Raw genomic sequence first — 24,407 nt, 5'->3', positions numbered from 1 at the left:
GTTCAGTGCTCCTTGTGGGAGAGGGCTCGGACGGTGCGGGACGGGCTGGGTCGGCCCAGTTGCTCGGCCATCCACGCGCTCGTGGCGACGAGGCGGCCGAGGTCGACTCCGGTGTCGATGCCGAGGCCCCGCAGCATCCACACGAGGTCCTCCGTGGCGAGGTTGCCGGTGGCGGACTTGGCGTACGGGCAGCCGCCCAGGCCGCCGGCGGAGGCGTCGACGGTCGTGACACCGTGCTCCAGGGCGGCGTAGGTGTTGGCCAGCGCCTGGCCGTAGGTGTCGTGGAAGTGGACGCCGACGACGTCGGTCGGCACCCCCTCCGCGTTCAGCGCGCGCAGGAGCGCGCGCACATGGCCGGGCGTGGCGACCCCGATCGTGTCGCCGAGGCTCAGCTCGTCGCAGCCCATGTCCCGCAGTGCCGTGCACACGCGCACCACCTGGGGGACGGGGACCGCGCCCTCCCACGGGTCGCCGAAGCACATGGACACATAGCCGCGGACATGGAGGCCCTCGTCCTTGGCCCGGGCCACGACCGGCTCGAACACCGCCAGCGACTCGTCCAGGGTGCGGTTCAGGTTGGCCTTGGCGAAGGACTCCGTGGCACTGGCGAAGACGGCGACCCGCCGGGCACCCAGCGCCAAGGCGCGGTCCAGGCCGCGGTCGTTGGGCACCAGGACGGGCAGCTGCACCCCCTCCAGGCCGCTGACGAGCGGGAACAGCCGCTCGGCGTCGGCGAGCTGGGGCACCCACTTGGGGTGGACGAAGCTGGTGGCCTCGATCGTCGTCAGCCCCGCCTCGGCGAGCCGGTGGACGAACTCCGCCTTGACCTCGGTCGGCACGCTCGACTTCTCGTTCTGCAGGCCGTCGCGCGCGCCGACCTCATGGATCCGCACCCGGGCGGGCAGGTTCGGCGCGGGCACCGTCATCGGCAGGGTCATCGCTCCTCCTCCACCGGCTCGATGACCGCGAGCACCTGGTCCATGGCGACCGTGGCGCCCGGCGTCACATCCAGCGCGGCGACCGTCCCGGCGTGCGGCGCGGAGATGACGTGTTCCATCTTCATCGCCTCCACCACCAGCAGACTCTGACCCGCGCTCACCTCGTCGCCGACCGCGACCTTCACGACCGTCACCGTGCCGGGCATGGGCGCGGTCAGGGAGTCGGCGCCCGCGTGCGCGGCGCCGGTCAGGGACGCGGCCACCGGGTCGTGGTCGCGTACGTGCCAGGCCTCACCGTCGCGGCCGAGCCAGTCGCCGGCCCGGTGGAAGGTGTGGCGGACGCCGTCCAGCAGGACGGACACCTGCTCCGCGGTGACGGTGTGCGTGCCGCGCGGGACGTACTCCACCGGCTCCTGCACCCGCAACGGGAAGGCGACCGGTTTCGCGACGCCGCCCAGCCGCCAGCCGCTCGGCACCGAGAACGGGTCCGTCCAGCCGTCGCCCTTCGGGCGCAGCGCCTCCAGCCGTACGGCCGCCGCCGCTTCGAGGACCTCGTCGGGAACCTCCGTGGTGACCAGGTCGGACACCTCGCGCTCCACCAGGCCCGTGTCCAACTCGCCCGCCACGACCGCCGGATGCGCGAGCAGGCGCCGCAGGAACCCGGCGTTGGTCTGCACGCCCAGCGTGACCGTCTCGGCGAGCGCCGCCCGGAGCCTGCGGATCGCCGTCGCCCGGTCCGGGCCGTACGCGATCACCTTGGACAGCATCGGGTCGTACAGGCTGCCGACCTCGGTGCCCTCGCTGAGCCCGGAGTCGGTGCGCACGCCGTCGCCCTGGGGCTCGCGCAGCCTCAGGACCGTGCCGCCCGACGGCAGGAACCCGCGCGCGGGGTCCTCGGCGCACACCCGGGCCTCGATCGCGTGGCCGGTGAGCCGGACGTCGTCCTGCGTGAACGGCAGCGGCTCGCCCGCGGCGACCCGAAGCTGCCACTCCACCAGGTCCAGCCCGGTGACGAGTTCGGTGACCGGGTGCTCCACCTGGAGCCGGGTGTTCATCTCCATGAAGTAGTACTGGGAGGGGTCGCCGCCCGGCACGATGAACTCCACCGTGCCCGCGCCCCGGTAGCCGCAGGACCGGGCCGCCTGGACCGCGGCCTCGCCCATCGACGCGCGCGTGGCCTCGTCCAGCAGGACGGACGGCGCCTCCTCGATGATCTTCTGGTGCCGCCGCTGGAGGGAGCACTCGCGCTCACCGAGGTGGACGACGCCTCCGTGGCCGTCGGCCAGGACCTGGATCTCGATGTGCCGGGGCCGGTCGATCCACCGTTCGACGAGGAGGGTGTCGTCACCGAAGGAGGCGCGAGCCTCACGCCGGGCGGCGGCGATCTCGTCCCCGAGCACCGCAGCGTCCCGCACCAGGCGCATGCCCTTGCCGCCGCCGCCCGCGGAGGGCTTGAGCAGCACGGGCATGCCGATCTCCCGGGCGGCGTCCACCAGTTCGGCGTCCGTCAGCCCGCTGCCGCTGGACCCGGGCACGACCGGGACCCCGGCCGCCTTCACCGTCTGCTTGGCACGGATCTTGTCGCCCATCAGGGAGATGGCGTCGGCGGGCGGTCCGATGAAGACGAGTCCGGCGTCGGCGCAGGCGCGCGCGAAGTCGGCGTTCTCCGCGAGGAAGCCGTAGCCGGGGTGCACCGCCTGTGCCCCGGTCCGCGCCGCCGCCTCCAGCAGCCGCTGCACGGACAGATAGCTCTCGGCCGCGGGCGCCGGACCGATCCGTACCGCCGTGTCGGCCTCGCGTACATGCCGTGCGTCGGCGTCGGCGTCGGAGAAGACGGCCACCGAGCGCACGCCGAGCGAGCGGAGCGTACGGATGACCCGTACGGCGATCTCGCCCCGGTTGGCCACGAGCACTGTGTCGAACATGGGTTCCGTCCCCCTCACATCCGGAAGACGCCGAACTGGGGGTCACCCAGGGGCGCGTTGGCACAGGCGGTCAGGGCGAGGCCCAGCACCTGACGGGTCTCCAGCGGGTCGATGACCCCGTCGTCCCAGAGCCGGGCGGTGGCGTAGTAGGCGTTGCCCTGGCGCTCGTACTGCTCGCGGATCGGCGCCTTGAAGGTGTCCTCCTCCGCGGCGGGCCACGACTCGCCGCGCGCCTCCAGCTGGTCCCGCTTGACGGTCGCGAGGACGGAGGCGGCCTGCTCGCCGCCCATCACGGAGATCTTGGCGCCCGGCCACATCCACAGGAACCGGGGCGAGTACGCCCGGCCGCACATGGAGTAGTTGCCGGCGCCGTACGACCCGCCGACCACCACCGTCAGCTTCGGCACCCGGGTGCAGGCCACCGCCGTGACCATCTTGGCGCCGTGCTTGGCGATGCCGCCGGCCTCGTAGTCCTTGCCGACCATGAACCCGGAGATGTTCTGCAGGAAGAGCAGCGGGATCCCGCGCTGGTCGCACAGCTCGATGAAGTGGGCGCCCTTCTGGGCGGACTCGGAGAACAGGATGCCGTTGTTGGCGACGATGCCGACCGGGTGGCCGTGGATCCGGGCGAAGCCGGTGACGAGGGTCTGGCCGAACTCGGACTTGAACTCCGCGAAGCGCGAGCCGTCGACCACGCGCGCGATGATCTCGCGGACGTCGTAGGGCGTGCGGGAGTCGACGGGCACGGCGCCGTACAGGCCGTAGGGGTCGACCTTCGGCTCCGCGGCGGGCGTGACCTCCCAGGGGAGCGCCCCGCGCGCGGGCAGGGTCGCGACGATGTTCCGCACGATGCGCAGCGCGTGCGCGTCGTCCTCGGCGAGGTGGTCGGTCACGCCGGACACCCGGGAGTGGACCTCGCCGCCGCCCAGCTCCTCCGCGGTGACGACCTCGCCGGTGGCGGCCTTCACCAGCGGCGGGCCACCGAGGAAGATCGTGCCCTGGCCGCGGACGATGACGGCCTCGTCGCTCATGGCCGGGACGTAGGCGCCACCGGCGGTGCACGAGCCGAGCACCGCGGCGATCTGCGGGATCCCGGCACCCGACATCCGGGCCTGGTTGTAGAAGATCCGCCCGAAGTGCTCGCGGTCCGGGAACACCTCGTCCTGCATGGGCAGGAAGGCGCCACCGGAGTCGACGAGGTAGAGGCACGGCAGGCGGTTCTCCAGGGCCACCTCCTGCGCGCGCAGGTGCTTCTTCACCGTCATCGGGTAGTACGTGCCGCCCTTGACCGTGGCGTCATTGGCGACGATCACGCACTCGCGTCCGCTGACCCGTCCGATACCGGCGATGACACCGGCGGCCGGCGCCTGCCCGTCGTACATGCCGTCGGCGGCGAGGGGAGCGAGCTCCAGGAAGGGGGAGCCGGGATCCAGGAGAGTGTCGACCCGGTCCCTGGGCAGCAGCTTCCCGCGCGCCGTGTGCCGGGCGCGCGCCTTCTCGCCGCCTCCCAGCCGGGCGGCGGCGAGCTTGCCGTGCAGCTCCTCCACCAGAGCCCGGTGGGCCTCTTCATTGGCCCGCCAGGCCTCCGACGCGGGATCTGCCGCGCTCGCAAGCTCCGGTGCCTCGTGCATCCTGCGGTCCCCTCACCCAGTGATCGACTGTTAATGAGCGTTAACCATTTCCATCAGGTTAACGACCGCTAACCTCCCTGTCTAGAATTGCTTGCATGGCCACCAGAACCGACGCCCCGACCCGCCGCGAACAGATCCTCAAGGAGGCCGCGCGGCTCTTCGCCGAGCGCGGCTTCCATGGCGTCGGTGTCGACGAGATAGGCGCCGCCGTGGGCATCAGCGGGCCCGGTCTCTACCGGCACTTCGCCGGCAAGGACGCCATGCTCGCCGAGCTGCTGGTCGGCATCAGCGGCCAGCTGCTGACGGGCGCGAAGCGGCGGCTGGCGGAGGCCGACGGGGTGCCGCCCGAGGCGGTCCTCGACTCCCTCATCGAGGGCCACATCGACTTCGCCCTCGACGACCGCCCCCTGATCACCCTGCACGACCGCGAGCTGGACCGCCTCCGCGACAGCGACCGCAAGCTCGTGCGCCAGCTCCAGCGGCAGTACGTCGAGCTGTGGGTGGAGGTGGTCCGCAAGGTGTACCCGGACCTGGCGGAACCGACGGCCCGCTCGGCGGTGCACTCGGTGTTCGGGCTGCTGAACTCGACGCCGCACCTGGGACGGCCGGGGGCGCTGCCCGGGCGCGGGGTCACGGCGGAGCTGCTGCACCGGATGGCGCGGGGGGCGTTCGGGGCGGCGGGGGGCTGAGCTGGGGCGACTCGCCTGTCGGGGGGCCTTCGGCTCATTACTCTGGGCCCATGGGCATGGACTACGCGAAGATGCGCGCGATCGCCGAAGAACTCGGGGCCTACGCCGAGCGACTCGAAGGGGCTTGGAGCGTCGAGATCGGGCCGTCCGGTCCGATACTGGCCATGATGTGCCCTTCGAAGCGTCACGAGGGCACGCTCTACCGCATTCGCGAGCAGCTCAACGAGCAGGTGCCCGTCACTCATCCGGGGTACATCTGTGCAAACGGTCCCGAAATCGAGCACCCGGAAATCGGTCGTATGCGCTTGCCCGACGCGGTCGTCATTCCCCGGGACGTCCTTGACGAGGAGGGTGTGGCCGTCGACGCCACGCAAGTCCTCGCGGTCGTCGAGATCGTCTCGCCGTCCAACCCCAACAACGACTACATCGAGAAGCTCGCCGACTACCCGGCCATGGGCATCGCCCACTACATGATCGTCGACCCGCGTACTGGCACGATCGAGGTGCATTCCGATCCGTGCAAGGGCCGCTACGCCCAGAAGGATCCCTACATCTACGGAGACTCGGTGCCCTTCGGCCCATGGGCCGTCGAGACGTCCGAGTTCCGCCGCTACGGCAGACCATGAGAGTGACGAGCGTTACGGCCGGTCCACCCTGGACGCCGCTCGCTACCCGCCGGTACGGTTGAGTGAGCAAGCGCTTAGACATGTACCGGTGGAGGTGGACGGCGTGCGCCGTACGGTGTTCAACGAGGATCACGAGGCGTTCCGGGAGACCATCCGGGCCTTCATCGAGGCCGAGGTCGTCCCGGTCTACGACGAGTGGTTCGCGGCCGGCCAGGCGCCGCGCGACTTCTACTACAAGCTCGCCGAGCTCGGCGTCTTCGGCATCCGCGTCGACGAGGAGTACGGCGGCGCCGGCATCGACTCGTACAAGTTCGAAGCCGTCATGTACGAGGAGACGGCCCGCGCGGGCGTCCAGTTCGGCGGCTCCGGCGTGCACGTGCTGCTCGGCCTGCCGTACATCAAGATGCTCGCCACCGACGAGCAGAAGAAGCGGTTCCTGCCGAAGTTCGTCTCCGGCGAGGAGATGTGGGCGCTGGCGATGACCGAGCCGGGCACCGGCTCCGACCTCGCGGGCATGAAGACCACCGCCAAGCTCTCCGAGGACGGCACGCACTACGTCCTCAACGGCGCCAAGACCTTCATCACCGGCGGTGTCCACGCCGACCGCGTCATCGTCTGCGCCCGTACCGCCGCCCCGACGGCCGAGGACCGCCGCCACGGCATCTCCCTGTTCGCCGTGGACACCAAGTCCGAGGGCTACTCCGTGGGCCGCAAGCTCGACAAGCTGGGCCTGAAGACCTCCGACACCGCCGAGCTGGCCTTCGTCGACGTCAAGGTGCCCGTCGAGGACCTCCTCGGCGAGGAGAACAAGGGCTTCTACTACCTCGGCCACAACCTCGCCTCCGAGCGCTGGGGCATCGCCTTCGGCGCCTACGCCCAGGCCAAGGCGGCCGTGCGGTTCGCCAAGCAGTACGTCCAGGAGCGCACCGTCTTCGGCAAGCCGGTCGCCGCCTTCCAGAACACCAAGTTCGAGCTGGCCGCCTGCCAGGCCGAGGTCGACGCCGCCGAGGCCGTCGCCGACCGCGCGCTGGAGGCCCTGGACGCCGGCGAGCTGACCCCGGCCGAGGCGGCCTCCGCGAAGCTGTTCTGCACCGAGGTCGCGCACCGCGTGATCGACCGCTGCCTGCAGCTGCACGGCGGCTACGGCTTCATGAACGAGTACCCGATCGCCCGCCTGTACGCCGACAACCGCGTCAACCGCATCTACGGCGGCACCAGCGAGATCATGAAGACGATCATCGCGAAGGACATGGGCCTGTAAGGCACGGAAGCCACCGGCCACCAGCACCCCACGTCACCGGCCCACAGAAAAGGTGCCATGAACCAGGCACTGCAGGACCTCCTCGATCTGCTCGACCTGGAGCAGATCGAGGAGGACATCTTCCGCGGCCAGTCCCGGTCCGCCGTCGTCCCGCGGGTCTTCGGCGGCCAGGTCGCGGCCCAGGCGCTGGTCGCCGCCGGGCGCACGGTCCCCGGGGACCGCCACGCCCACTCCCTGCACGCGTACTTCCTGCGCATGGGGGACCCCGGCGCGCCCATCGTCTACAACGTCGACCGCATGCGCGACGGCCGCTCCTTCACCACCCGCCGGGTCGTCGCGGTCCAGCACGGCAAGCCGATCTTCGCGCTGTCGGCGTCCTTCCAGACGTACGAGGAAGGGCTGGACCACCAGGCCCCGATGCCGGCCGCGCCCGACCCGGCGTCGCTCCCCACCTCCGAGGAGCGCCTGCGCGGCTACGGCCACCTCGATCAGGCGGTGGTCGAGAGGTTCCTGGAGGCACGCCAGGCGGTCGACCTGCGTTACGTCGACGAGCCGCCGTACGGCCGGTTCGGCGAGCCGCGCGAACCGCACTCCCAGGTCTGGTTCCGCACCAACGGCAAGCTCGCCGACGACCCCCTGCTGCACGTCGTACTCGCCACGTACGTCTCCGACATGACCCTGCTCGACTCGGTCCTGCTGGCGCACGGCCGGGGTGGCTGGGCCGTCGGGGACGTGGTCGGCGCCTCGCTGGACCACGCGATGTGGTTCCACCGGCCCTTCCGGGCCGACGAGTGGCTCCTGTACGACCAGGAGTCGCCGTCCGCGCACGGGGGGCGCGGCCTGGGACAGGCCCGCATCTACACGCAGGACGGGCAGCTGGCGGTGTCGGTGATCCAGGAGGGCGTGGTCCGCGTCCCGCGGTGACGGCTCGTCGGGCGCCGGATCGCCGGCCGGTTCGGCGGTGACGGCCGGCCGTCCGTTTCGACCCGCTGCCCCCCACCACCCGGCGTCGACGGCTCACCGCTCGCCGTACCGCCCCGGGCTCTGCGCGGTGACCGTCGGACGTTCTGCCGACCGGTCGCCGCCACGGCGTCGGCCGCTGCCCGAGCGGAACACCCGCAGGGCCAGGAACCCGACGACCCCCAGGGCCACGAGCGCCAGGATCACCTTGGAGTACAGGCCCACCAGGTCGCTGACCTGGTGCCAGCGGGCGCCGAGGGCGTAGCCGGCGGAGATGAAGGCGGTGTTCCAGATGAGGCTGCCCACCGCGGTGAGCGCGAGGAACGCGGGCAGCCGCATGCGTTCCACACCGGCCGGTATCGAGATGAGGCTGCGGAAGATCGGTATGAAGCGGCCGAAGAAGACGGCCTTGGTGCCGTGCCGCAGGAACCACGCCTCCGTCCGCTCCACGTCCGCGACCTTCACCAGGGGCAGCTTGGCGGCCACGGCGATCAGACGTTCCCGGCCGAAGAGCGCGCCGAGCAGATAGAGGGCCAGCGCGCCCACCACCGAACCCGCGGTCGTCCAGACGACGGCGGCGACGACGTCCATACGGCCCTGGCTCGCGGTGAACCCGGCCAGCGGCAGGATCACCTCGCTCGGCAGTGGCGGGAACAGGTTCTCCAGGGCGATGGCCAGTCCGGCGCCCGGACCGCCCAACTTCTCCATGAGGTCGGCCGCCCAGCCGGCGACTCCGCCGACGGGTGCGCCGGACACAGCAGCAATGATCATGCGCCCACTTTACGAAGTCTTGACCTAAAGGCGCGATGAGGACGGCCCCACACCCGGCTGCGCAGACCCGCATCACGGCCGTGGGGCGACCGGACGCCGCCCGTCCGTCCCGCCGAGCGCGCCGCGCCGGGCCGCCCTGGACCGGCGTCGCCTCACGATCAGGCCAGCCCGGCCTCCGCCAGCAGGAACGCCGTCATCGGGTCGTAGTGGCGGGGGCTCACCACATGGTCGTCCAGCGGCACGACGACCTGCACGGTTCCCTCGGCCTCCGCGAGGAACAGCGCCGGGTCGTTGCAGTCCGCGTAGCCGACCGAGTCCACGCCGTGCTGCCCGGCACAGCCCGCCCAGCCGTGGTCGGCGACCACCAGGTCCGGCAGCGGGCGCCCCTCGCGTTCGAGCCCCGTCAGGATGGCCTTCATCGGCTCACCGGAGTGGGTGTGCCAGAGGGTGGCGCCGTGTTCGAGGACCGCCACGTCTGCGAACTGCATGACGTACCCCTCCTCCGTCTGCAGACCCTCCGGGATCACCACGATCTCGCAGCCCGCCGTGCGCAGCGCGGCGGCGGTGGCGCGGTGGACGTCCAGCAGACCGCCCGGGTGCCCGGTGGCGAACAGCACGCGCTGCCCGCCGTCCGCGGCCTTGCGCAGGCGGGCCGCCATCCGCTCCAGCGCGGCCACGGTCAGCTCGGGATCGATCGTGTCCTGGCCGTGGCGGTGCTCCGCGTCGTCGTTCACACCGACCCGCTCCGCCATCACCGCGAGCACGTCCTGCTCGTCGGTCCAGCGGTCGCCGAGTTCCAGGCCGAGCCAGTAGTGGCGGTTGCCGTTCGCCAGCTGGCGGTAGTGGGAGAGGTTGTTCTCGCGGGGCGTCGCGACATCGCCCGCGATACGGGTACTGACGAGGTGGTCGATGAGTTCGGCGCGGTTGGGTGTCCCGGGTATCGGCATGGTTCCCATTGTGAGGCAGACAACTGCCCGAACGTCGGCGTCCGGTGCGCGTGCGATGCGCGTCACTGTGCGCGTCACCGCTCCGTGTGCCGCAGCGCGAACCACAGCTCCATCCGTACGTCCGGGTCGTCCAGGTCGGTGTCGAGCAGCGCGGCACACCGGGCGATCCGCTGGCGGACGGTGTTGCGGTGGACGGACAGGGCCACCGCGGTGCGGTCCCAACTGCCGTGCAGGGAGAGCCAGGTGCGCAGGGTCTCGGTGAGCGGGGCGGTGAGCGGCGCGAGCAGGGAGCGGGCGTGTGCGCGGGCATCGTCGGGGGAGAGCAGGTCGGTCAGGGCCGGGCGGTGGGCGCCGTGCCGGATCAGGGGCGCGCGGGTGGCCCTCGCCCGGGACAGCGCTCGGGCCGCCTGGGTGTCGGCGGCCGGCCACTCCCGGGGCTCCGCGGGGGCGCTGACACCCAGGGTCCAGCCGGGCTGCGCGGCCGGCTCGCGGTCCGTCGGCACGAGGACGCGCACGACGTCCGGCGCCAGGTCGACCAGCGGGGAGCCGAGGGCCGCGCCCAGCGCCGAGGCCGCCACCGGATCGCAGGGCGCGGTGTCGGGGCGGGCGTGGACCACGAGCAGGCGGCCGACGCCCAGGAGCGGGGCGACCGTCTCCGGCTCGGCGCCCAGCAGCAGCCGTACGAGCGCCGCCGAACGGGCCGCTCCGGAGCCGCTCTGCTGCTCGCCGGTGAGGAGGGAGAGCAGCACGGCGGCGACGGAGGCGATGGTGTGGTCGCCGGTGTCGCGGCGCGGCGCGGCGACCCCGAGCACGAAGCCCCGGCCGGCCCCGAGGGCGTAGGCGGCGAGGTGGGTGCCGGAGGCGGTGGTGTCGGTGGCCGTGGCGGAGGACCTGCTGGTGACGACACCCGCGAGCCCCGCCAGCCCTTCCCGGACCCCGGCGTCCGGCTCCCGCCCCGCCTGCCCGACCACCGCGCCCTCCGGCCCGTACAGCACCGCCCGGCCGCCGACCCGCCGGGCCAGCTGCCGCAGCACGGCGCGGACCGGGTCCGGGCGTGCGGCCGCCGCCGCGAGGCTCTGCTGGGCCTCCGTCACACGGCGCAGTTCGGCGAGCCGGGCCTGGGCCATCAGCTGCCAGACCGCGCGGGCGACACCCGAGAAGGTGGTCCGCGGCGGGACTTCCAGCAGCGGAAGGCCGTACGTCTCGCATGCCGTGACCAGTGCGCCGGGCACCGTGTCGTGGACGGGGGCGAGCCCGAAGCCGAGCGCCGCGCCGCCCGCCGCGACGATCCGCGTGACGTAGTCGTCGAAGTACGTGCCCTGCCCCGCGGCCTGCGGGATGTGCACGCCGGCTGTCAGCAGCAGCTCGCCGCCGAGAAGATAGGGGTAGGGGTCGGTCATCTCGGAGGTGTGGGCCCAGTGGATCACCGTGTCCGCGCCCCTGGGACCGGCGATCTGGCGCAGGCCCAGATCCTCGCGGGCCAGGAGGGCCGACAGAGGTACCGGCGGGGTCGGCGGAACGGCGGGCTCCGGCATATGGACGCTTCCTCCAGTCACACAGCCTCGGATGGATGAAACGTACACTTCGCAGCCGCTTTGCGGCCATCTACTGTCGATGCGGACCCGGCAGCGCGCGGGCGCGGGCGGACGTCGCGGACCTCTCCGTGAGCCATCGACCCGCGAGCCGCCGGCCCGCGAGCCGCCGGCCCGCGAGCCACCGGCCCGTGGCCCCGCCACCCGTGATCCACCGCGGAAGCGCACACACGACCACACGTAGGAAAGAAGGCGATCCACCATGACCGGCAACGAGACGCCCCGCGGCCCCGTCGACTCCTCCCGCATCCCGCGGTACGCCGGACCCGCGACCTTCGCCCGGCTCCCGCGCCTCGACGAGGTCGGCCGAGCCGACGTCGCCGTGGTCGGGGTGCCGTTCGACTCGGGCGTCTCGTACCGGCCGGGCGCCCGCTTCGGCGGCAACGCGATCCGCGAGGCGTCCCGGCTGCTGCGCCCCTACAACCCGGCGCAGGACGCCTCCCCGTTCGCCCTCGCCCAGGTCGCGGACGGCGGCGACATCGCCGTGAACCCGTTCAACATCAACGAGGCCGTGGAGACCGTCGAGGCCGCCGCCGACGAGCTGCTCGGCACCGGCGCCCGCCTGATGACCCTGGGCGGCGACCACACCATCGCGCTGCCCCTGCTGCGCTCGGTCGCCAAGAAGCACGGCCCGGTCGCCCTGCTCCACTTCGACGCGCACCTCGACACCTGGGACACCTACTTCGGCGCCGAGTACACCCACGGCACGCCCTTCCGCCGCGCGGTGGAGGAGGGCATCCTCGACACCTCCGCCCTCTCCCACGTCGGCACCCGCGGCCCGCTGTACGGCAAGCAGGACCTCACCGACGACGAGAAGATGGGCTTCGGCATCGTCACCTCCGCGGACATCTACCGCCGCGGCGCCGACGAGGTGGCCGACCAGCTGCGCCAGCGCATCGGCGACCGCCCGCTGTACATCTCCATCGACATCGACTGCCTCGACCCGGCCCACGCGCCCGGCACCGGCACCCCCGAGGCGGGCGGCATGACCTCCCGGGAGCTGCTGGAGATCCTGCGGGGCCTGGCGTCCTGCAACCTCGTCTCCGCCGATGTCGTCGAGGTGGCTCCCGCGTACGATCATGCCGAGATCACGTCGGTGGCCGCGTCCCACACGGCCTACGAACTGACCACCATCATGTCCCGCCAGATCGCCCAGGCCCGCGAGGAGAACAAGGCCAAGTGACCCACGACCACGACCTGGTGCTCCGCCCTACCGAGGCGCAGACCGCCGCCGCCCTGAACCCTCCGGCCGGCCGCAACGGCGGAGACCTGGTCGTGGAGACGCTGGCCGGACTCGGCGCGACGACGGTGTTCGGGCTGCCCGGACAGCACGCGCTGGGCATGTTCGACGCCCTGCGCCGCTCCGACCTGCGGTACGTCGGCCTGCGCGTGGAGAACAACGCCGGCTTCGCGGCGGACGCGTACGGCCGGATCACGGGCGAGGCGGCGCCGCTGCTGCTCTCCACCGGGCCGGGCGCGCTGACCTCCCTGGCCGCGCTCCAGGAGGCGGCGGCGGCCTCCGCCCCGGTCCTGGCGATCAGCAGCCAGGTCCCCACGGCGGGGCTGGGCGGCGGCCGGCACGGCTATCTGCACGAACTCCCGGACCAGGCGGCCTCGTTCAGGGGCGTGGTGAAGTCGGTCCACACCGTCCGTGCGCAGTCCCAGATCCCCTCCGCTATCGAGGCCGCCTGGAAGTCGGCGCTGACCGCCCCGCACGGCCCGGTGTGGGTGGAGATCCCGCAGGACGTCCTGCTCGCCGAGACGGTGATCCCGGTGGTGACGGGCGGCGACGCGTTCCCGGAGGAGCTGCCGCCGCGCCCCGAACTGACGGCGGTCGCCGCCGCCCTGCTCTCCAGGGCGGCCCGTCCGGCGATCATCGCGGGCGGGGGAGTGGTGCGGGCGGACGCCTCCGGCAAGTTGAGGAAACTGGCCGAGAAGCTCCAGGCACCGGTCGTCACCACGCCCGGCGGCAAGGGCGCCTTCCCCTGGACGCACCCCCTGTCCCTCCAGTCCTGGATCGAGGACCGGCACACCACGGACTTCCTGGAGGACGCCGACGTCCTCCTGGTCGTCGGTTCGGGACTGGGTGAACTCTCCTCCAACTACCACACGTTCAAGCCCCGTGGCCGGGTCGTGCAGATCGAGGCCGACCTCGGCAAGCTGGAGGCCAACCACCCGGCGCTGGGCATCCACGCGGACGCCCGTCTCGCCCTGCAGGCGCTGCTGGAGACGGTGACCGGGCGCGAGGACCCGTCGGCGCCGGACCGGGTCCGGGAGGTGCTCGCGAAGGTCGCCGAGCGCATCGCCGCCCAGGAACTCACCCTGGAGCAGGAGGTGCTGGCGTCCGTGCGCCGGGCCCTGCCCGCCGACTCGCCGTCCTTCTGGGACATGACGATCCTGGCCTACTGGGCCTGGTCGGCCTTCGACGCCATGGGCCCGAACCACATGCACTCCGCCCAGGGGTCCGGCGGCCTCGGCTACGGCTTCCCGGCCGCGCTCGGTGCGGCGGTGGCGGACCCGACCCGCCCCGTCCTCGCGGTGTCCGGCGACGGCGGCGCCCTGTACTCGATCGCCGAGCTGGCGACGGCCCGCCAGTACGACCTGAACGTCACCTGGCTCATCGTGGACGACGGCGGCTACGGCATCCTGCGCGAGTACATGACGGACGCCTTCGGGCAGACGATGGCGACGGACCTGACGCGGCCCGACTACGTGGCGCTGGCCGGTTCGTTCGGCGTCCCCGGGGTCCGTACGACCCCGGAGACGCTGGAGTCCGACCTGGCGAAGGCGCTGTCCGCGCCGGGCCCCTCGGTGGTGGTGCTCCCGGCGGTGCTGCGGATGTTCGCGCCCACGCACCTGACGGGGTGACGCCTCAGCGTCTAGTCGCGCGTGTCGTCGACGTGGTCCCGGTTGTAGCAGGCGTCGTCCACCGCGGGGCTGGTCCACGGCGCGGCCACCGGGACGAGCGCGAGTGCCTGCCGGCAGATGTTGGCGGCGGAGTAGCCGGCGATGTTGATACGGCCCCGGTCGCCGTCGTCGGCGTGTGCCGGAGCGGCGAGTACGAGGCCTGCCAGGGTGAGCGCGGCGAGCGCGCTGATCTTCTTCATGGCCGGATCAACGGTGCCGGATCGGCGCGGGTATTGCGCTGCACAGGTGGTGACCGAGCACGCCGGGGGCCGGCCAGGCCCCCGGCGCCGACGGCGACCGGGCAGGGCCCGCCCGTCTACCAGATCGCCTCGACCCACTCCGGGTGGTCGATGAACGGGTTCCGGTTGCCCTGGTAGCTGGTGTAGATGACCTCGTGGCGGCGCTCCTCGAAGGCGTCCGGCGGGTCCTCGTCGTTCCACTGCTTCAGGACGGAGAGGCGGCCGTGGTAGGGGACGCTGCCGTTGATGGAGTCGTTGGCCTCCAGGTCGGGCCAGCTGTCGTCACCCTCGTAGCGGACCGCCATGTAGAGGATCATGCGGGCCACGTCGCCCTTGACGGCGTCACGGGGCTCGAAGGAGTTGGAGTCGGTCAGGCTGCCACCGGAGTTGGTGAAGCTGCTGCCGCCGTGGTCGAAGTCCTTGTTGCCGCGGATGGCGTTGACCTGGACGTCCTCCGGGCGCAGGTGGTGCAGGTCGGTGCCGGGACCGGCGGTGGTGCCGAAGTCGCCGTGGGACTGGGCCCACACGTGCTCACGGTTCCAGTTGCCGGTGCTGCCCCCGCTGAGGGACTTGCTGCGCGAGATGCCGCTGTAGAGCAGCTTCACGTTGTTGCTGTTGTTCGGGTCCTGGTCGGTGACCTTCAGGGCGTTCCAGACGGCCGAGTACGAGATCGTGCTCTGCTCGCTGATGATCGTGTGGAGCGAATCCTTCAGCGCCGTACCGGTCTTGCCGACCGCGGCGGCGTAGTACGTGCCGTCGTACTGCGTCGTCGTCGCCGCTGCCGGGGTCGCGGTGAGCGCGGGGGTGAGGCCGACCACGAGGGCGGCCGTGGTCAGCGCCACTGGTCTCCAGCGGCGGGCTATGCGTGTCGCCAGCATGTGGGGTGTCCCATCTACGCGGGTTGAATGGAGGCGGCAAACGGGAGAGTGGCATGGACATGTGGCGATGTCGATGGCTTGAATGTGTCGATCAGATGACGGGAAAAGGCAAATCGGGGCTTGTCCGAGCGAGTTGACGTACGAGAAACGGCCCCGACCGGAGAGTCGGGGCCGTTTCGGTGCCGGCGGCGGGCTGGTTCACCTCACACAGGTCGCGATTCCTTGACGGCGGCGACGAAGGCCGACCAGTGGGCGGCGGAGAAGAGCAGTGCCGGGCCGTGCGGGTTCTTGGAGTCGCGGACGGGGACGCCGGCGGGGTGGTTGTCGAGGACTTCGAGGCAGCTGCCTGCGTCGTCATTGCTGTGAGAGGACTTCCGCCAGCCACTCAGTATGGCCGCGTTCGGGATGGCCCGGTCAGTCATCGTGCCCGTACTCCTTCGCGATGGCCCTGAGCAGGGCCAGTGACTCCTTCAATGGCAGCGCGTCGCTCAGCGCGAGGTCATAGCGGCTCTGCAACTCGCGGACCACGGTGGGGGAATCGTGCAGCTTCCCCATCCGGTCTCCTTCACCGTATGCCAGAGGCGGTTGGTCCTCGAACCACATCAGCGTCAGCATGCTCGACATGAGCGGGTAGTGGCCCGTACTGAACGGCATCACATGGGCGCGGACGCGTCCGGACTCGGCCAGACGGACGATGTGCATGATCTGCTCCGCCATGACCTCCTCGCTGCCCACCGGGCGCCGCAGGACCGCCTCGTCCAGCAGCAGCCACACCACGGGCGTCACCGGATCGTCGAGGATCTTCGCGCGCTCAAGGCGTGTGACGACTCGCTTGTCACACGCCTCCTTGCTCACCGGGGGGAACGCCGCACCGAGGACCGCACGTGCGTACCTCTCCGTCTGGGCGATGCCCGGGAAGAACGCCGGAGCGAACTCACGGATCATCACCGCCTGTTGTTCGAGTACGCGCACCGACTCGAAGTAGTCGGCGACCGCCATGTCGCTTTGTGGCAGAAAGGTACTCAGCACATTCCCCGTGCCCAAGGCCGCATCCAACCGCCGCGCATCCTCCTTCGACGGCACCCGCCGCCCCGCCTCGATGTGCGCGATGTGCGAACGCGTCATGATCGCCCGCTCCGCCAGCTGCTGCTGCGTCAGCTCCGCCGCCTCGCGCTGCTGCTTCAGCCAGTCACCGTACGTGCTGCTCATGGCCAACTCCCTTGCGACGAATGCCTGGTCACACACGACCCTCTGGCGAGGCTAGCCCGCTTCGTCTCAGTCTGTGAGTTGATCGCTACGCAAAGCGATACCCCCGCGACCGCGCGACCGGTCCGGGGGCGTGGTCATCAACGAACAGCAGGAGTCGACGACATGAGTCACCGTATCGTCACCGCCCTCTTCCGCACGCCGCTTTCGCGTCTGCTGCGCCGCCGGGGCCACGACGCGGGCCGGGTCCAGCCGCCCGCCGCCGTACCCGGTATCGGCTTCGGGTCCTGCGGGATCCCCCGGGAGTGCATGGTGATCATCCGGGGGAAGGCGTCGTGAACCGCGCCCCCCACCGGAGGGGCGTCCGTCTGCTGCCGTGGACCGGGGAGGGCGGCAAGCCCTGCTATCTCGACACCGACGGAACCGGCCGGCTCTCCCGTCTGGCCGACACCGCCGAACGGGTCCAGCTCGCGATGGCGGACGACCTCCTCGGCCACGTGGACGACGTGCTCGCCGACCGGCGGGTGACGCCGGACCAGCTCCGGTTCCTGCTCGCCCGGATGCGCGAGGCGCTGGCCGATGTCCGGCGGGTCGCGGAGAGCCGGGGCGCGCGACTCGCCGGGGCCGCGTGGGACGAGGACGACCCGGGAAGCGGACCGCCGTAGTGCCGATCCGGAGACCGGCCCTCGGCCTTTCGGGGCAACCGCCCCCCGGACAGTAGGCCGTCAGCGGTCATCCCCCGTACAACCTTTCCCGTGGGCTCGTTGGTCCACAGGACATGACTCATGGGACATCGAGCGGGACATCGAGCAAGAAGACGACAGGCGCCAGGCGTGCGAGAGCGCTCCTGGCGGTCGGCGTGGGCGCGGGCGTCCTCATACCGTCCGTCGCCGCCGCCACCCCGGCGGCCGCGGCGGTCACGCCCACCGTCAGCTGCACGTCCGCCAAGGCGGGACTGGCCGACAAGCTGAAGAGGGACATCACGGCCGCCCTGGCCAACCGCAAGGGCACGATCGCGGTCGGGCTGTACGACCGTTCCACCAACACCACCTGCACCCTGCGGGCGTCCAGCGCCTTCGACTCCGCCAGTGTCGTCAAGGTGACCGTGCTGGCCACGCTGCTGTGGGACGCGAAGAAGCACGACCGGTATCTGACCGACCGTGAGGTGGCCCTGGCCAAGGCCATGATCACCAAGTCGGACAACGACGCGACCAGCAAGCTGTGGAAGCAGCTGGGCATGACGAAGATCAAGGGTTTCCTGGCCGCGGCCGGCATGACCCAGACCAAGCCGGGCGCCAACGGCTACTGGGGCCTGACCCAGATCACCGTCACCGACGAGCAGAAGCTGCTCAAGCTCATCACCGCCAGGAACTCGGTGCTCAGCGACAACTCCCGCGCCTACATCCTGAAGCTGATGGGCCAGGTCGTCTCCTCGCAGCGCTGGGGCACGCCGTACGGGGTGCCGTCCGGTGTCACCGTGGCCGTCAAGAACGGCTGGCTGCAGCGGTCCACCCACGGCTGGCGGGTGCACAGCGTCGGCGCGTTCAAGGGCGGCGGCCACGACTACATGATCACGGTGCTCACGCACGGCAACAGCACCATGAACTACGGCATCACGACCATCCAGGGCGTCGCCAAGGTCATCCACAGGGACCTCGCGGCGAGCTGACGCTTCACGCGGCGGCCCACCTCGCGTCACCCACCCGCCGTACGGTGACCCCATGAGTCTGAGAACCGTACTCGCGACCGCCACGGCGGGCCTGGCGGCGGCCACCTGCCTCACCGCCGCCGGCCCGGCGAACGCCCACACCGCCCCGCGGGGCGGCCACGCCTGCTCGGCCGCCGTATCCATCGACCGCTTCTCCGACGCGCTCGACAAGACGACGTACGAGGGAACGTTCGTCGGGAACCTCTCCGGGCTCGCCGTGGACCGCGACGGCTCCCTCGCGGCCGTCTCCGACCGCTCCGCCCTCTTCCGCCTGGACGGCGAGACCCTCGTGCCCGAGGGGGTCGTCCCGCTCGCCGACGAGTCCGGCGGCGCGCTCGACTCCGAGGGCCTGGTCGTCGAACGGGACGGCACCCGGCTCGTCTCCTCCGAGACCGAGCCCTCGGTGCGCCGCTACTCCCGCGACGGCAGGATCCTGGACCGGCTGCCGGTGCCGGACGCGCTCGGGGTCGCCCCGGTGGGCCGTGCCGTCTCCAACGGCACCTTCGAGGGGCTCACCCTGTTCCCCGGCGGCCGTACCCTGCTCGCGTCGATGGAGTACGCCCTCACCGGCGACAGCGCCGGGATCGTCCGCTTCCAGACCTGGCGCAAGACCGGGAGCGGGGACTTCGCGCTCGGGCGGCAGTACGCCTACCGCACCGACACCGGACTCGGCGTCCCCGAGGTCCAGGCCACCGGTGACGGCCGTCTCCTCGTCCTGGAGCGCGGCTTCACCCCGGGCGTCGGCAACACCGTCCGCCTCTACCTGGCCGACCCGCGCCGGGCCACCGACACCGGTGGCATCGAGAAGCTCACGGGCCAGGGCGGCGTACGCCTGATCGAGAAGTCGCTCCTCGCCGACCTCGTGAACTGTCCGTCACTGGGAGCGACCGCGAAGCAGCCCCAGCCGAACCCGCTGCTCGACAACATCGAGGGCATGGCGATCACGGGCCGTAAGGGCGATCGGCTGCGCGTGCTGCTGGTCAGCGACGACAACCAGAACCAGGTGCAGACCACGCGGTTCTACCACCTGCGGGTACGCCTCTGAGGCCGGACCCGATCCGTCGCGGAGGGATGAAATCCGCTCCTGCCCGCGTTGGTGCCTTCCGGTAGATCAGGACGAACGGAGGGCACCGGCGTGGCAGCGGAGCAGGGGTGGGCAAGACGGCTGTGGGGTTACGCCCGGCGCTACCCCAAGGACGTGATACTCGCTCTCGGCTCCTCCCTGGGCGGCATGGCCGTCATGGCGGTCGTCCCCCTGATCACCAAGGTGATCATCGACGACGTCATCACCGACCACACGCGGGACATGGCCGTCTGGGCGGGCCTGCTCATCGCCGCCGCCCTGGCGGTGTACGTCCTCACCTACATCCGGCGCTACTACGGCGGCCGTCTGGCCCTCGACGTCCAGCACGACCTGCGGACCGAGATGTTCGGGACGATCACCCGGCTGGACGGGCGGCGCCAGGACGAGCTGTCCACGGGACAGGTCGTGGGCCGGGCCACCAGCGACCTCCAGCTGATCCAGGGTCTGCTGTTCATGCTCCCGATGACCATCGGGAACTTCATGCTCTTCCTGATCTCCCTGGTCGTCATGGCGTGGCTGTCGCTGCCGCTGACGCTGGTCGCCCTCGCGGTCGCCCCCGCCCTGTGGTGGATCGCCAAGTACAGCCGGGCCCGGCTGCACCCGGCCACCTGGTACGCCCAGGCGCAGGCCGCTGCCGTCGCGGGCGTGGTCGACGGCGCCGTCAGCGGTGTGCGCGTGGTGAAGGGGTTCGGGCAGGAGGAGCAGGAGACCGGCAAGCTCAGGGAGGTCGGCCGACGGCTCTTCGCGGGGCGGCTGCGGACCATCCGGTTCAACTCCAAGTACACCCCGGCGCTCCAGGCCGTCCCGGCGCTCGGCCAGGTCGCCATGCTCGCGCTCGGCGGCTGGCTGGCGGTGCGCGGGCACATCACCCTGGGCACGTTCGTCGCCTTCTCCACCTACCTCGCCCAGCTCGTCGGCCCGGTCCGCATGCTCGCCATGGTCCTCACGTTCGGCCAGCAGGCCCGCGCGGGCACCGAGCGCGTCCTGGAGCTGATCGACACCGAGCCGTCGATCAAGGAGGGCACCAGGACCCTCCCGGCCGATGCCCCCGCGACCGTCGAGTTCGACGACGTGTCCTTCGGCTATGACGACGGGCGCCCGGTCCTCGACGGGCTGAGCTTCGAGATCCGCCCCGGTGAGACCCTCGCGGTCGTCGGCTCCTCCGGCTCCGGCAAGTCCACGGTCTCCCTCCTCCTGCCGCGCTTCTACGACGTCACGGGCGGTGCCGTCCTCGTCGGCGGCCACGACGTCCGCGAGCTGACCTTCGACTCGCTGCGGGCCGCGATCGGACTGGTGCCCGAGGACTCCTTCCTCTTCTCGGACACCGTGCGCAACAACATCGCGTACGGCAGGCCCGACGCGACCGACGAGGAGATCCGCACAGCCGCCCGGGCCGCCCAGGCGGACCGTTTCATCGCCGAACTGCCCGAGGGGTACGACACCAAGGTCGGCGAGCACGGCCTCACCCTCTCCGGCGGCCAGCGTCAGCGTGTCGCGCTCGCCCGGGCGATCCTCACCGACCCGCGCCTCCTCGTCCTCGACGACGCCACCTCGGCGGTGGACGCCCGTGTCGAGCACGAGATCCACGAGGCGCTGAAACACGTCATGGAAGGCCGGACGACCCTGCTGATCGCCCACCGGCGCTCCACCCTGGGCCTGGCCGACCGCATCGCCGTCCTGGACGCCGGCCGGCTCGCCGACCTCGGCACCCACGAGGAACTCCAGCAGCGCTCCGCCCTCTACCGCCGCCTGCTGACCGACCCCGACGAACTCGGCGGCGTCTCACCCGGCCACGCCCAGCCCTCCTGCCCGCAGGAGGACACCTCCGTACGCGACGAACTGGACGCCGAGTTCGACGCCGAGCGCGGGGTGACACCGAGGCTGTGGACGGGCGACCGCGAACGCAAGGACCTGGCCCTGGCCGACTCCCCGGCCACCCCGGAGCTGCTCGCGCAGGTCGAGGCGCTGCCCCCGGCGACCGACACCCCCGACGTCGACGAGGCACGCGCGGTCCGGCCGGAGGAGTCATACGGACTGCGGCGGCTGCTCCGCGGCTTCGGGGCGCCCCTGCTGATCAGCCTGGGTCTCGTCGCCGTGGACGCCGGGATGGGCCTGCTGCTGCCCGTCATGATCCGGCACGGCATCGACGAGGGCGTCTCCGCGGCGGCCCTCGGCGCCGTCTGGACGGCCTCCGTGCTCGCCCTGCTCGCCGTGATCGCCCAGTGGGCGGCCCAGGTCGGCGAGGTCCGGATGACCGGACGTACCGGCGAACGCGTCCTGTACTCCCTGCGTCTGAAGATCTTCGCCCAGCTCCAGCGGCTCGGGCTCGACTACTACGAGCGCGAGCTGACCGGCCGGATCATGACCAGGATGACGACCGACGTCGACGCGCTGTCGACCTTCCTCCAGACGGGCCTGGTCACGGCCTTCGTCTCGGTCGTCACCTTCTTCGGCATCATGGTCGCCCTGCTGGTGATCGACGTCCAGCTCGCGCTCGTCGTCTTCGCGACGCTGCCGCCGCTGATCGTCGCCACGTACTTCTTCCGCCGGGCGAGCGTGAAGGCGTACGAACTCGCCCGTGAGCGGGTGTCGGTGGTCAACGCCGACCTGCAGGAGTCGGTCGCGGGGCTGCGGATCGTGCAGGCCTTCCGGCGCGAGCGGGACGGCGGCGCGCGGTTCGCCGAGAGCAGCGACAGCTACCGCCGGGCCCGGATCCGGGGCCAGTGGCTGATCTCCGTCTACTTCCCCTTCGTGCAGTTCCTGTCGTCGGCGGCCGCGGCGGCGGTGCTGATCGCGGGCGGCGCCCGGATCGACGACGCGACGCTGACGACCGGCGCGCTGGTGGCGTACCTGCTCTACATCGACCTGTTCTTCGCCCCGGTCCAGCAGCTCTCCCAGGTCTTCGACGGTTACCAGCAGGCCACGGTCTCCCTCGGCCGGATCCAGGAGCTGCTGCGCGAGCCGACGTCGACGAAGGCGGCCGAGGAGCCGCGCGAGGTGCGGTCGCTGCGGGGCGAGGTCGCCTTCGAGGACGTCCACTTCAAGTACGGCGACGACGAAGAGGCGCTGACCGGCATCGACCTGCGGATCCCCGCCGGTCAGACGGTCGCGTTCGTCGGTGAGACCGGCGCGGGCAAGTCGACGCTCGTGAAGCTGGTGGCCCGGTTCTACGACCCGACCGGCGGCCGGGTGACGGTCGACGGCACGGATCTGCGGGACCTGGACCTCACCACGTACCGCCACCGGCTCGGTGTGGTCCCCCAGGAGGCGTACCTCTTCCAGGGCACCGTCCGCGACGCCATCGCGTACGGCCGCCCGGACGCGACGGACGCCGAGGTCGAGGCCGCGGCCCGCGCGGTGGGCGCCCACGAGATGATCGCGACCCTCGACGGCGGCTACCTCCACGAGGTCGCCGAGCGCGGCCGCAACCTCTCCGCCGGGCAGCGCCAGCTGATCGCGCTGGCCCGCGCCGAACTCGTCGACCCCGACATCCTGCTCCTCGACGAGGCGACGGCCGCCCTGGACCTGGCCACGGAGGCCCAGGTCAACCAGGCCACCGACCGCATCGCGGGCCGGCGCACCACGCTCGTGGTGGCCCACCGCCTGACCACGGCCGCCCGCGCGGACCGGGTCGTGGTGATGGACCACGGAAGGGTGGCCGAGGACGGTACGCACGACGAGCTGCTGGCGCGCGAGGGCCGCTACGCCGAACTGTGGCGGACCTTCCTCGGCCGGGCCGAGCCGGAGGAACCGGTCGGCGCGTCCCGGTGAGGGCCTGTTCGTGCCGCCGGCGCAACCATCCGGCCTACGTCGTGCGTCCGTACACCAGTACGCTCGTTGACCGGGGTACGGGGAGGACAACACAGTGGACAGAGGTGCGATACGCCGACGACTGGCGGTCGGGTTGGCGGTGCTGACCGCGTCCGGACTGCTCGCGCTCGCGGCGCCGGCCCAGGCGCAGGCCGCGCCCACGCGCTGCGAGGGCCGCAAGGTCAAGACGTACCCGTTCTCCACCGGCACGCTGTACGTCTACAAGAAGCGCGGCTACGTCTGCGCCATCACCAAGGCCAAGGACCCCGGCCGCAGGCAGTGGATGATGGTCAGTGTCCAGGCGCGCCGCGCCAACCCCGTCGTGGACCAGAGGCACTACCGCTACCAGGCGGGGCCGGTGACGGTGCACGCCGGGCAGCGGTGTGTGCGGGTCGAGGGCAGGGTGGGGCGGGGGTCGGTGAGCAAGGGGTGGATCCTGTGCTGACCGGTACCGCGTCGGCGCTCACACCGGCCGCGCACACCCCACCGGCTTCTCGCCGCCCAGCCTGACGTACAGGGCCGTCGACACCGGGCACTGCGGGCGCCTGTCCACGGCCTTGGTGACCTTGTACTGGGGCTTGTGCTCGCCCTTGCCGTCGCAGGACGTCTCGCGGACCCGGCCGTCGCCGAAGTCGTAGACGCAGTCGCCGACGATCGTGCGGGGGCCGCCTCCGCCGCCTGGGTCGCCGGGGTGGGGCGGGGTCAGGTTGCGCATGCAGGCGTAGCCCTGCGGGACGGCGCCGTCGCCGTCCTCGTCGGAGGTCCGGCTCTGTTCGCTGATGTGCAGGACGAAGTCCGTGGTGCCGGGGCACGGCGGCCCGTCGCCCACCGTGCCGTCATGACGGGCCACGACCCGCGCGGCCGCCCGCTCGCCGGTGCAGGACACCTCGGTGAAGCTCGTCGTCCCGAAGGAACTGCACTCGTCGACGCCGAGGAACACCGCGCCGTAGCCGGCCGGCCGGGTCGGCGTCACCCGCTGCCCGTCCCCGGTTCCCGCCCGGCTCGCGCTCGTGCTCTCGCTCAGCCGGCCGTCCTCCCGCGCCGGCCCCGCCGGGCCCTGGCATCCCGTCACCGAGGCGACGAGCAGCGCCAGCACGGCACACGCCACCCCCACGCCCTTGCTCCCGCGCATCGCACTCCCCCCGGTACACCCCCGTCCAGCGTGGCCCGCCGCAGCGGGCGCACGCCAGGCGTACGGGGTCCTTTGCGTATGTTGGGGGTGAGTCCGACAGGTA

23 protein-coding genes are annotated in these 24,407 nt (G+C 71.7%); 12 read left to right on the top strand and 11 right to left on the bottom strand.

What is annotated here, in order from left to right; all coding sequences use genetic code 11:
• Positions 1–2 precede the first annotated feature (2 nt).
• The 3 genes from ACFYNL_RS10765 to ACFYNL_RS10755 are packed head-to-tail and all read right to left on the bottom strand — an operon-like array spanning position 3 to position 4,494.
• Positions 3–938, bottom strand: coding sequence for a hydroxymethylglutaryl-CoA lyase (locus ACFYNL_RS10765; protein WP_388799923.1), 936 nt, complete (start codon positions 936–938; stop codon positions 3–5).
• Positions 935–2,863 (bottom strand): acetyl-CoA carboxylase biotin carboxylase subunit, encoded by a 1,929-nt coding sequence (locus ACFYNL_RS10760; RefSeq protein WP_388799920.1) that lies wholly within the window; start codon positions 2,861–2,863, stop codon positions 935–937. The genes ACFYNL_RS10765 and ACFYNL_RS10760 overlap by 4 nt, the downstream gene beginning before the upstream one ends.
• Before the next feature lie 14 nt (positions 2,864–2,877).
• Positions 2,878–4,494 carry a carboxyl transferase domain-containing protein gene (locus ACFYNL_RS10755; RefSeq protein WP_388799917.1) on the bottom strand — a complete coding sequence of 539 codons (1,617 nt, stop codon included), beginning with the start codon at positions 4,492–4,494 and terminating at the stop codon, positions 2,878–2,880.
• 95 nt (positions 4,495–4,589) lie between these two features.
• On the opposite strand from ACFYNL_RS10755, the gene ACFYNL_RS10750 reads away from it, so the two are divergent.
• The 4 genes from ACFYNL_RS10750 to tesB all read left to right on the top strand — a co-directional run bounded on the left by ACFYNL_RS10750 (position 4,590) and on the right by tesB (position 7,994).
• Entirely contained in the window at positions 4,590–5,183 is a 594-nt protein-coding gene (locus ACFYNL_RS10750; RefSeq protein WP_388799914.1) for a TetR/AcrR family transcriptional regulator, read from the top strand.
• A gap of 56 nt (positions 5,184–5,239) precedes the next feature.
• Positions 5,240–5,809, top strand: coding sequence for a Uma2 family endonuclease (locus ACFYNL_RS10745; RefSeq protein ID WP_388800613.1), 570 nt, complete (start codon positions 5,240–5,242; stop codon positions 5,807–5,809).
• A 103-nt stretch (positions 5,810–5,912) separates the two neighbouring features.
• Positions 5,913–7,070 (top strand): acyl-CoA dehydrogenase family protein, encoded by a 1,158-nt coding sequence (locus ACFYNL_RS10740; RefSeq protein WP_388799911.1) that lies wholly within the window; start codon positions 5,913–5,915, stop codon positions 7,068–7,070.
• A gap of 57 nt (positions 7,071–7,127) precedes the next feature.
• Positions 7,128–7,994 (top strand): acyl-CoA thioesterase II, encoded by an 867-nt coding sequence (gene tesB / locus ACFYNL_RS10735; RefSeq protein WP_388799908.1) that lies wholly within the window; start codon positions 7,128–7,130, stop codon positions 7,992–7,994.
• A gap of 93 nt (positions 7,995–8,087) precedes the next feature.
• Here tesB and ACFYNL_RS10730 read toward each other — a convergent pair whose 3' ends face one another.
• The 3 genes from ACFYNL_RS10730 to ACFYNL_RS10720 form a co-directional block, all read right to left on the bottom strand.
• A complete protein-coding gene (locus tag ACFYNL_RS10730; RefSeq protein WP_388800610.1) occupies positions 8,088–8,738 on the bottom strand; it encodes a DedA family protein in 651 nt (216 codons plus the stop codon).
• Between the two features lie 221 nt (positions 8,739–8,959).
• Positions 8,960–9,748 carry a phosphatase gene (locus ACFYNL_RS10725; RefSeq protein ID WP_388799905.1) on the bottom strand — a complete coding sequence of 263 codons (789 nt, stop codon included), beginning with the start codon at positions 9,746–9,748 and terminating at the stop codon, positions 8,960–8,962.
• Between the two features lie 74 nt (positions 9,749–9,822).
• Positions 9,823–11,283: a PucR family transcriptional regulator ligand-binding domain-containing protein gene (locus tag ACFYNL_RS10720; protein WP_388799902.1), complete on the bottom strand. Its 1,461-nt coding sequence runs from the start codon at positions 11,281–11,283 to the stop codon at positions 9,823–9,825.
• 259 nt (positions 11,284–11,542) lie between these two features.
• Here ACFYNL_RS10720 and speB point away from each other — a divergent pair, with 259 nt between their 5' ends.
• Both speB and ACFYNL_RS10710 read left to right on the top strand, forming a co-directional pair.
• Positions 11,543–12,523: an agmatinase gene (speB, locus tag ACFYNL_RS10715; protein ID WP_388799899.1), complete on the top strand. Its 981-nt coding sequence runs from the start codon at positions 11,543–11,545 to the stop codon at positions 12,521–12,523.
• Entirely contained in the window at positions 12,520–14,208 is a 1,689-nt protein-coding gene (locus tag ACFYNL_RS10710; RefSeq protein WP_388799896.1) for a thiamine pyrophosphate-binding protein, read from the top strand. Before speB ends, ACFYNL_RS10710 begins: the two co-directional genes overlap by 4 nt.
• A gap of 11 nt (positions 14,209–14,219) precedes the next feature.
• Here ACFYNL_RS10710 and ACFYNL_RS10705 read toward each other — a convergent pair whose 3' ends face one another.
• From ACFYNL_RS10705 to ACFYNL_RS10690, 4 genes are all read right to left on the bottom strand, one after another.
• The gene (locus tag ACFYNL_RS10705; protein ID WP_388799892.1) at positions 14,220–14,447 is read right to left on the bottom strand and encodes a hypothetical protein; all 228 of its coding nucleotides are present in this window, start codon (positions 14,445–14,447) and stop codon (positions 14,220–14,222) included.
• Between the two features lie 116 nt (positions 14,448–14,563).
• On the bottom strand, positions 14,564–15,364 hold the full coding sequence (locus ACFYNL_RS10700; protein WP_388799889.1) for an endonuclease I family protein: 801 nt from the start codon (positions 15,362–15,364) through the stop codon (positions 14,564–14,566).
• Between the two features lie 203 nt (positions 15,365–15,567).
• Positions 15,568–15,786, bottom strand: coding sequence for a DUF397 domain-containing protein (locus ACFYNL_RS10695; RefSeq protein WP_388799886.1), 219 nt, complete (start codon positions 15,784–15,786; stop codon positions 15,568–15,570).
• Entirely contained in the window at positions 15,779–16,573 is a 795-nt protein-coding gene (locus tag ACFYNL_RS10690) for a helix-turn-helix domain-containing protein (RefSeq protein ID WP_388799883.1), read from the bottom strand. The genes ACFYNL_RS10695 and ACFYNL_RS10690 overlap by 8 nt, the downstream gene beginning before the upstream one ends.
• 162 nt (positions 16,574–16,735) lie before the next feature.
• Between ACFYNL_RS10690 and ACFYNL_RS10685 the strand changes: the two genes are divergently transcribed.
• The 6 genes from ACFYNL_RS10685 (at position 16,736) to ACFYNL_RS10660 (ending at position 23,617) form a co-directional block, all read left to right on the top strand.
• Positions 16,736–16,909 (top strand): hypothetical protein, encoded by a 174-nt coding sequence (locus ACFYNL_RS10685; RefSeq protein ID WP_388799880.1) that lies wholly within the window; start codon positions 16,736–16,738, stop codon positions 16,907–16,909.
• Positions 16,906–17,235, top strand: coding sequence for a hypothetical protein (locus ACFYNL_RS10680; protein WP_388799878.1), 330 nt, complete (start codon positions 16,906–16,908; stop codon positions 17,233–17,235). Before ACFYNL_RS10685 ends, ACFYNL_RS10680 begins: the two co-directional genes overlap by 4 nt.
• A gap of 113 nt (positions 17,236–17,348) precedes the next feature.
• Positions 17,349–18,239, top strand: coding sequence for a serine hydrolase (locus ACFYNL_RS10675; RefSeq protein WP_388799875.1), 891 nt, complete (start codon positions 17,349–17,351; stop codon positions 18,237–18,239).
• A 52-nt stretch (positions 18,240–18,291) separates the two neighbouring features.
• The gene (locus ACFYNL_RS10670; protein WP_388799872.1) at positions 18,292–19,323 is read left to right on the top strand and encodes an esterase-like activity of phytase family protein; all 1,032 of its coding nucleotides are present in this window, start codon (positions 18,292–18,294) and stop codon (positions 19,321–19,323) included.
• Positions 19,324–19,413: 90 nt separating this feature from the next.
• Positions 19,414–23,133 carry an ABC transporter ATP-binding protein gene (locus ACFYNL_RS10665; protein WP_388799869.1) on the top strand — a complete coding sequence of 1,240 codons (3,720 nt, stop codon included), beginning with the start codon at positions 19,414–19,416 and terminating at the stop codon, positions 23,131–23,133.
• Between the two features lie 94 nt (positions 23,134–23,227).
• Complete coding sequence (locus tag ACFYNL_RS10660) at positions 23,228–23,617, top strand: hypothetical protein (RefSeq protein ID WP_388799866.1); 390 nt, start codon at positions 23,228–23,230, stop codon at positions 23,615–23,617.
• A gap of 18 nt (positions 23,618–23,635) precedes the next feature.
• On the opposite strand, the gene ACFYNL_RS10655 is transcribed toward ACFYNL_RS10660, so the two are convergent.
• A complete protein-coding gene (locus ACFYNL_RS10655; protein WP_388799863.1) occupies positions 23,636–24,304 on the bottom strand; it encodes a hypothetical protein in 669 nt (222 codons plus the stop codon).
• Positions 24,305–24,407: the final 103 nt, after the last annotated feature.

Source organism: Streptomyces sp. NPDC007808 (assembly GCF_042868655.1).
Taxonomy (GTDB): domain Bacteria; phylum Actinomycetota; class Actinomycetes; order Streptomycetales; family Streptomycetaceae; genus Streptomyces.
Note: the sequence above shows the minus strand (reverse complement) of the source record. Positions and strands in the feature narration are given on the sequence as shown.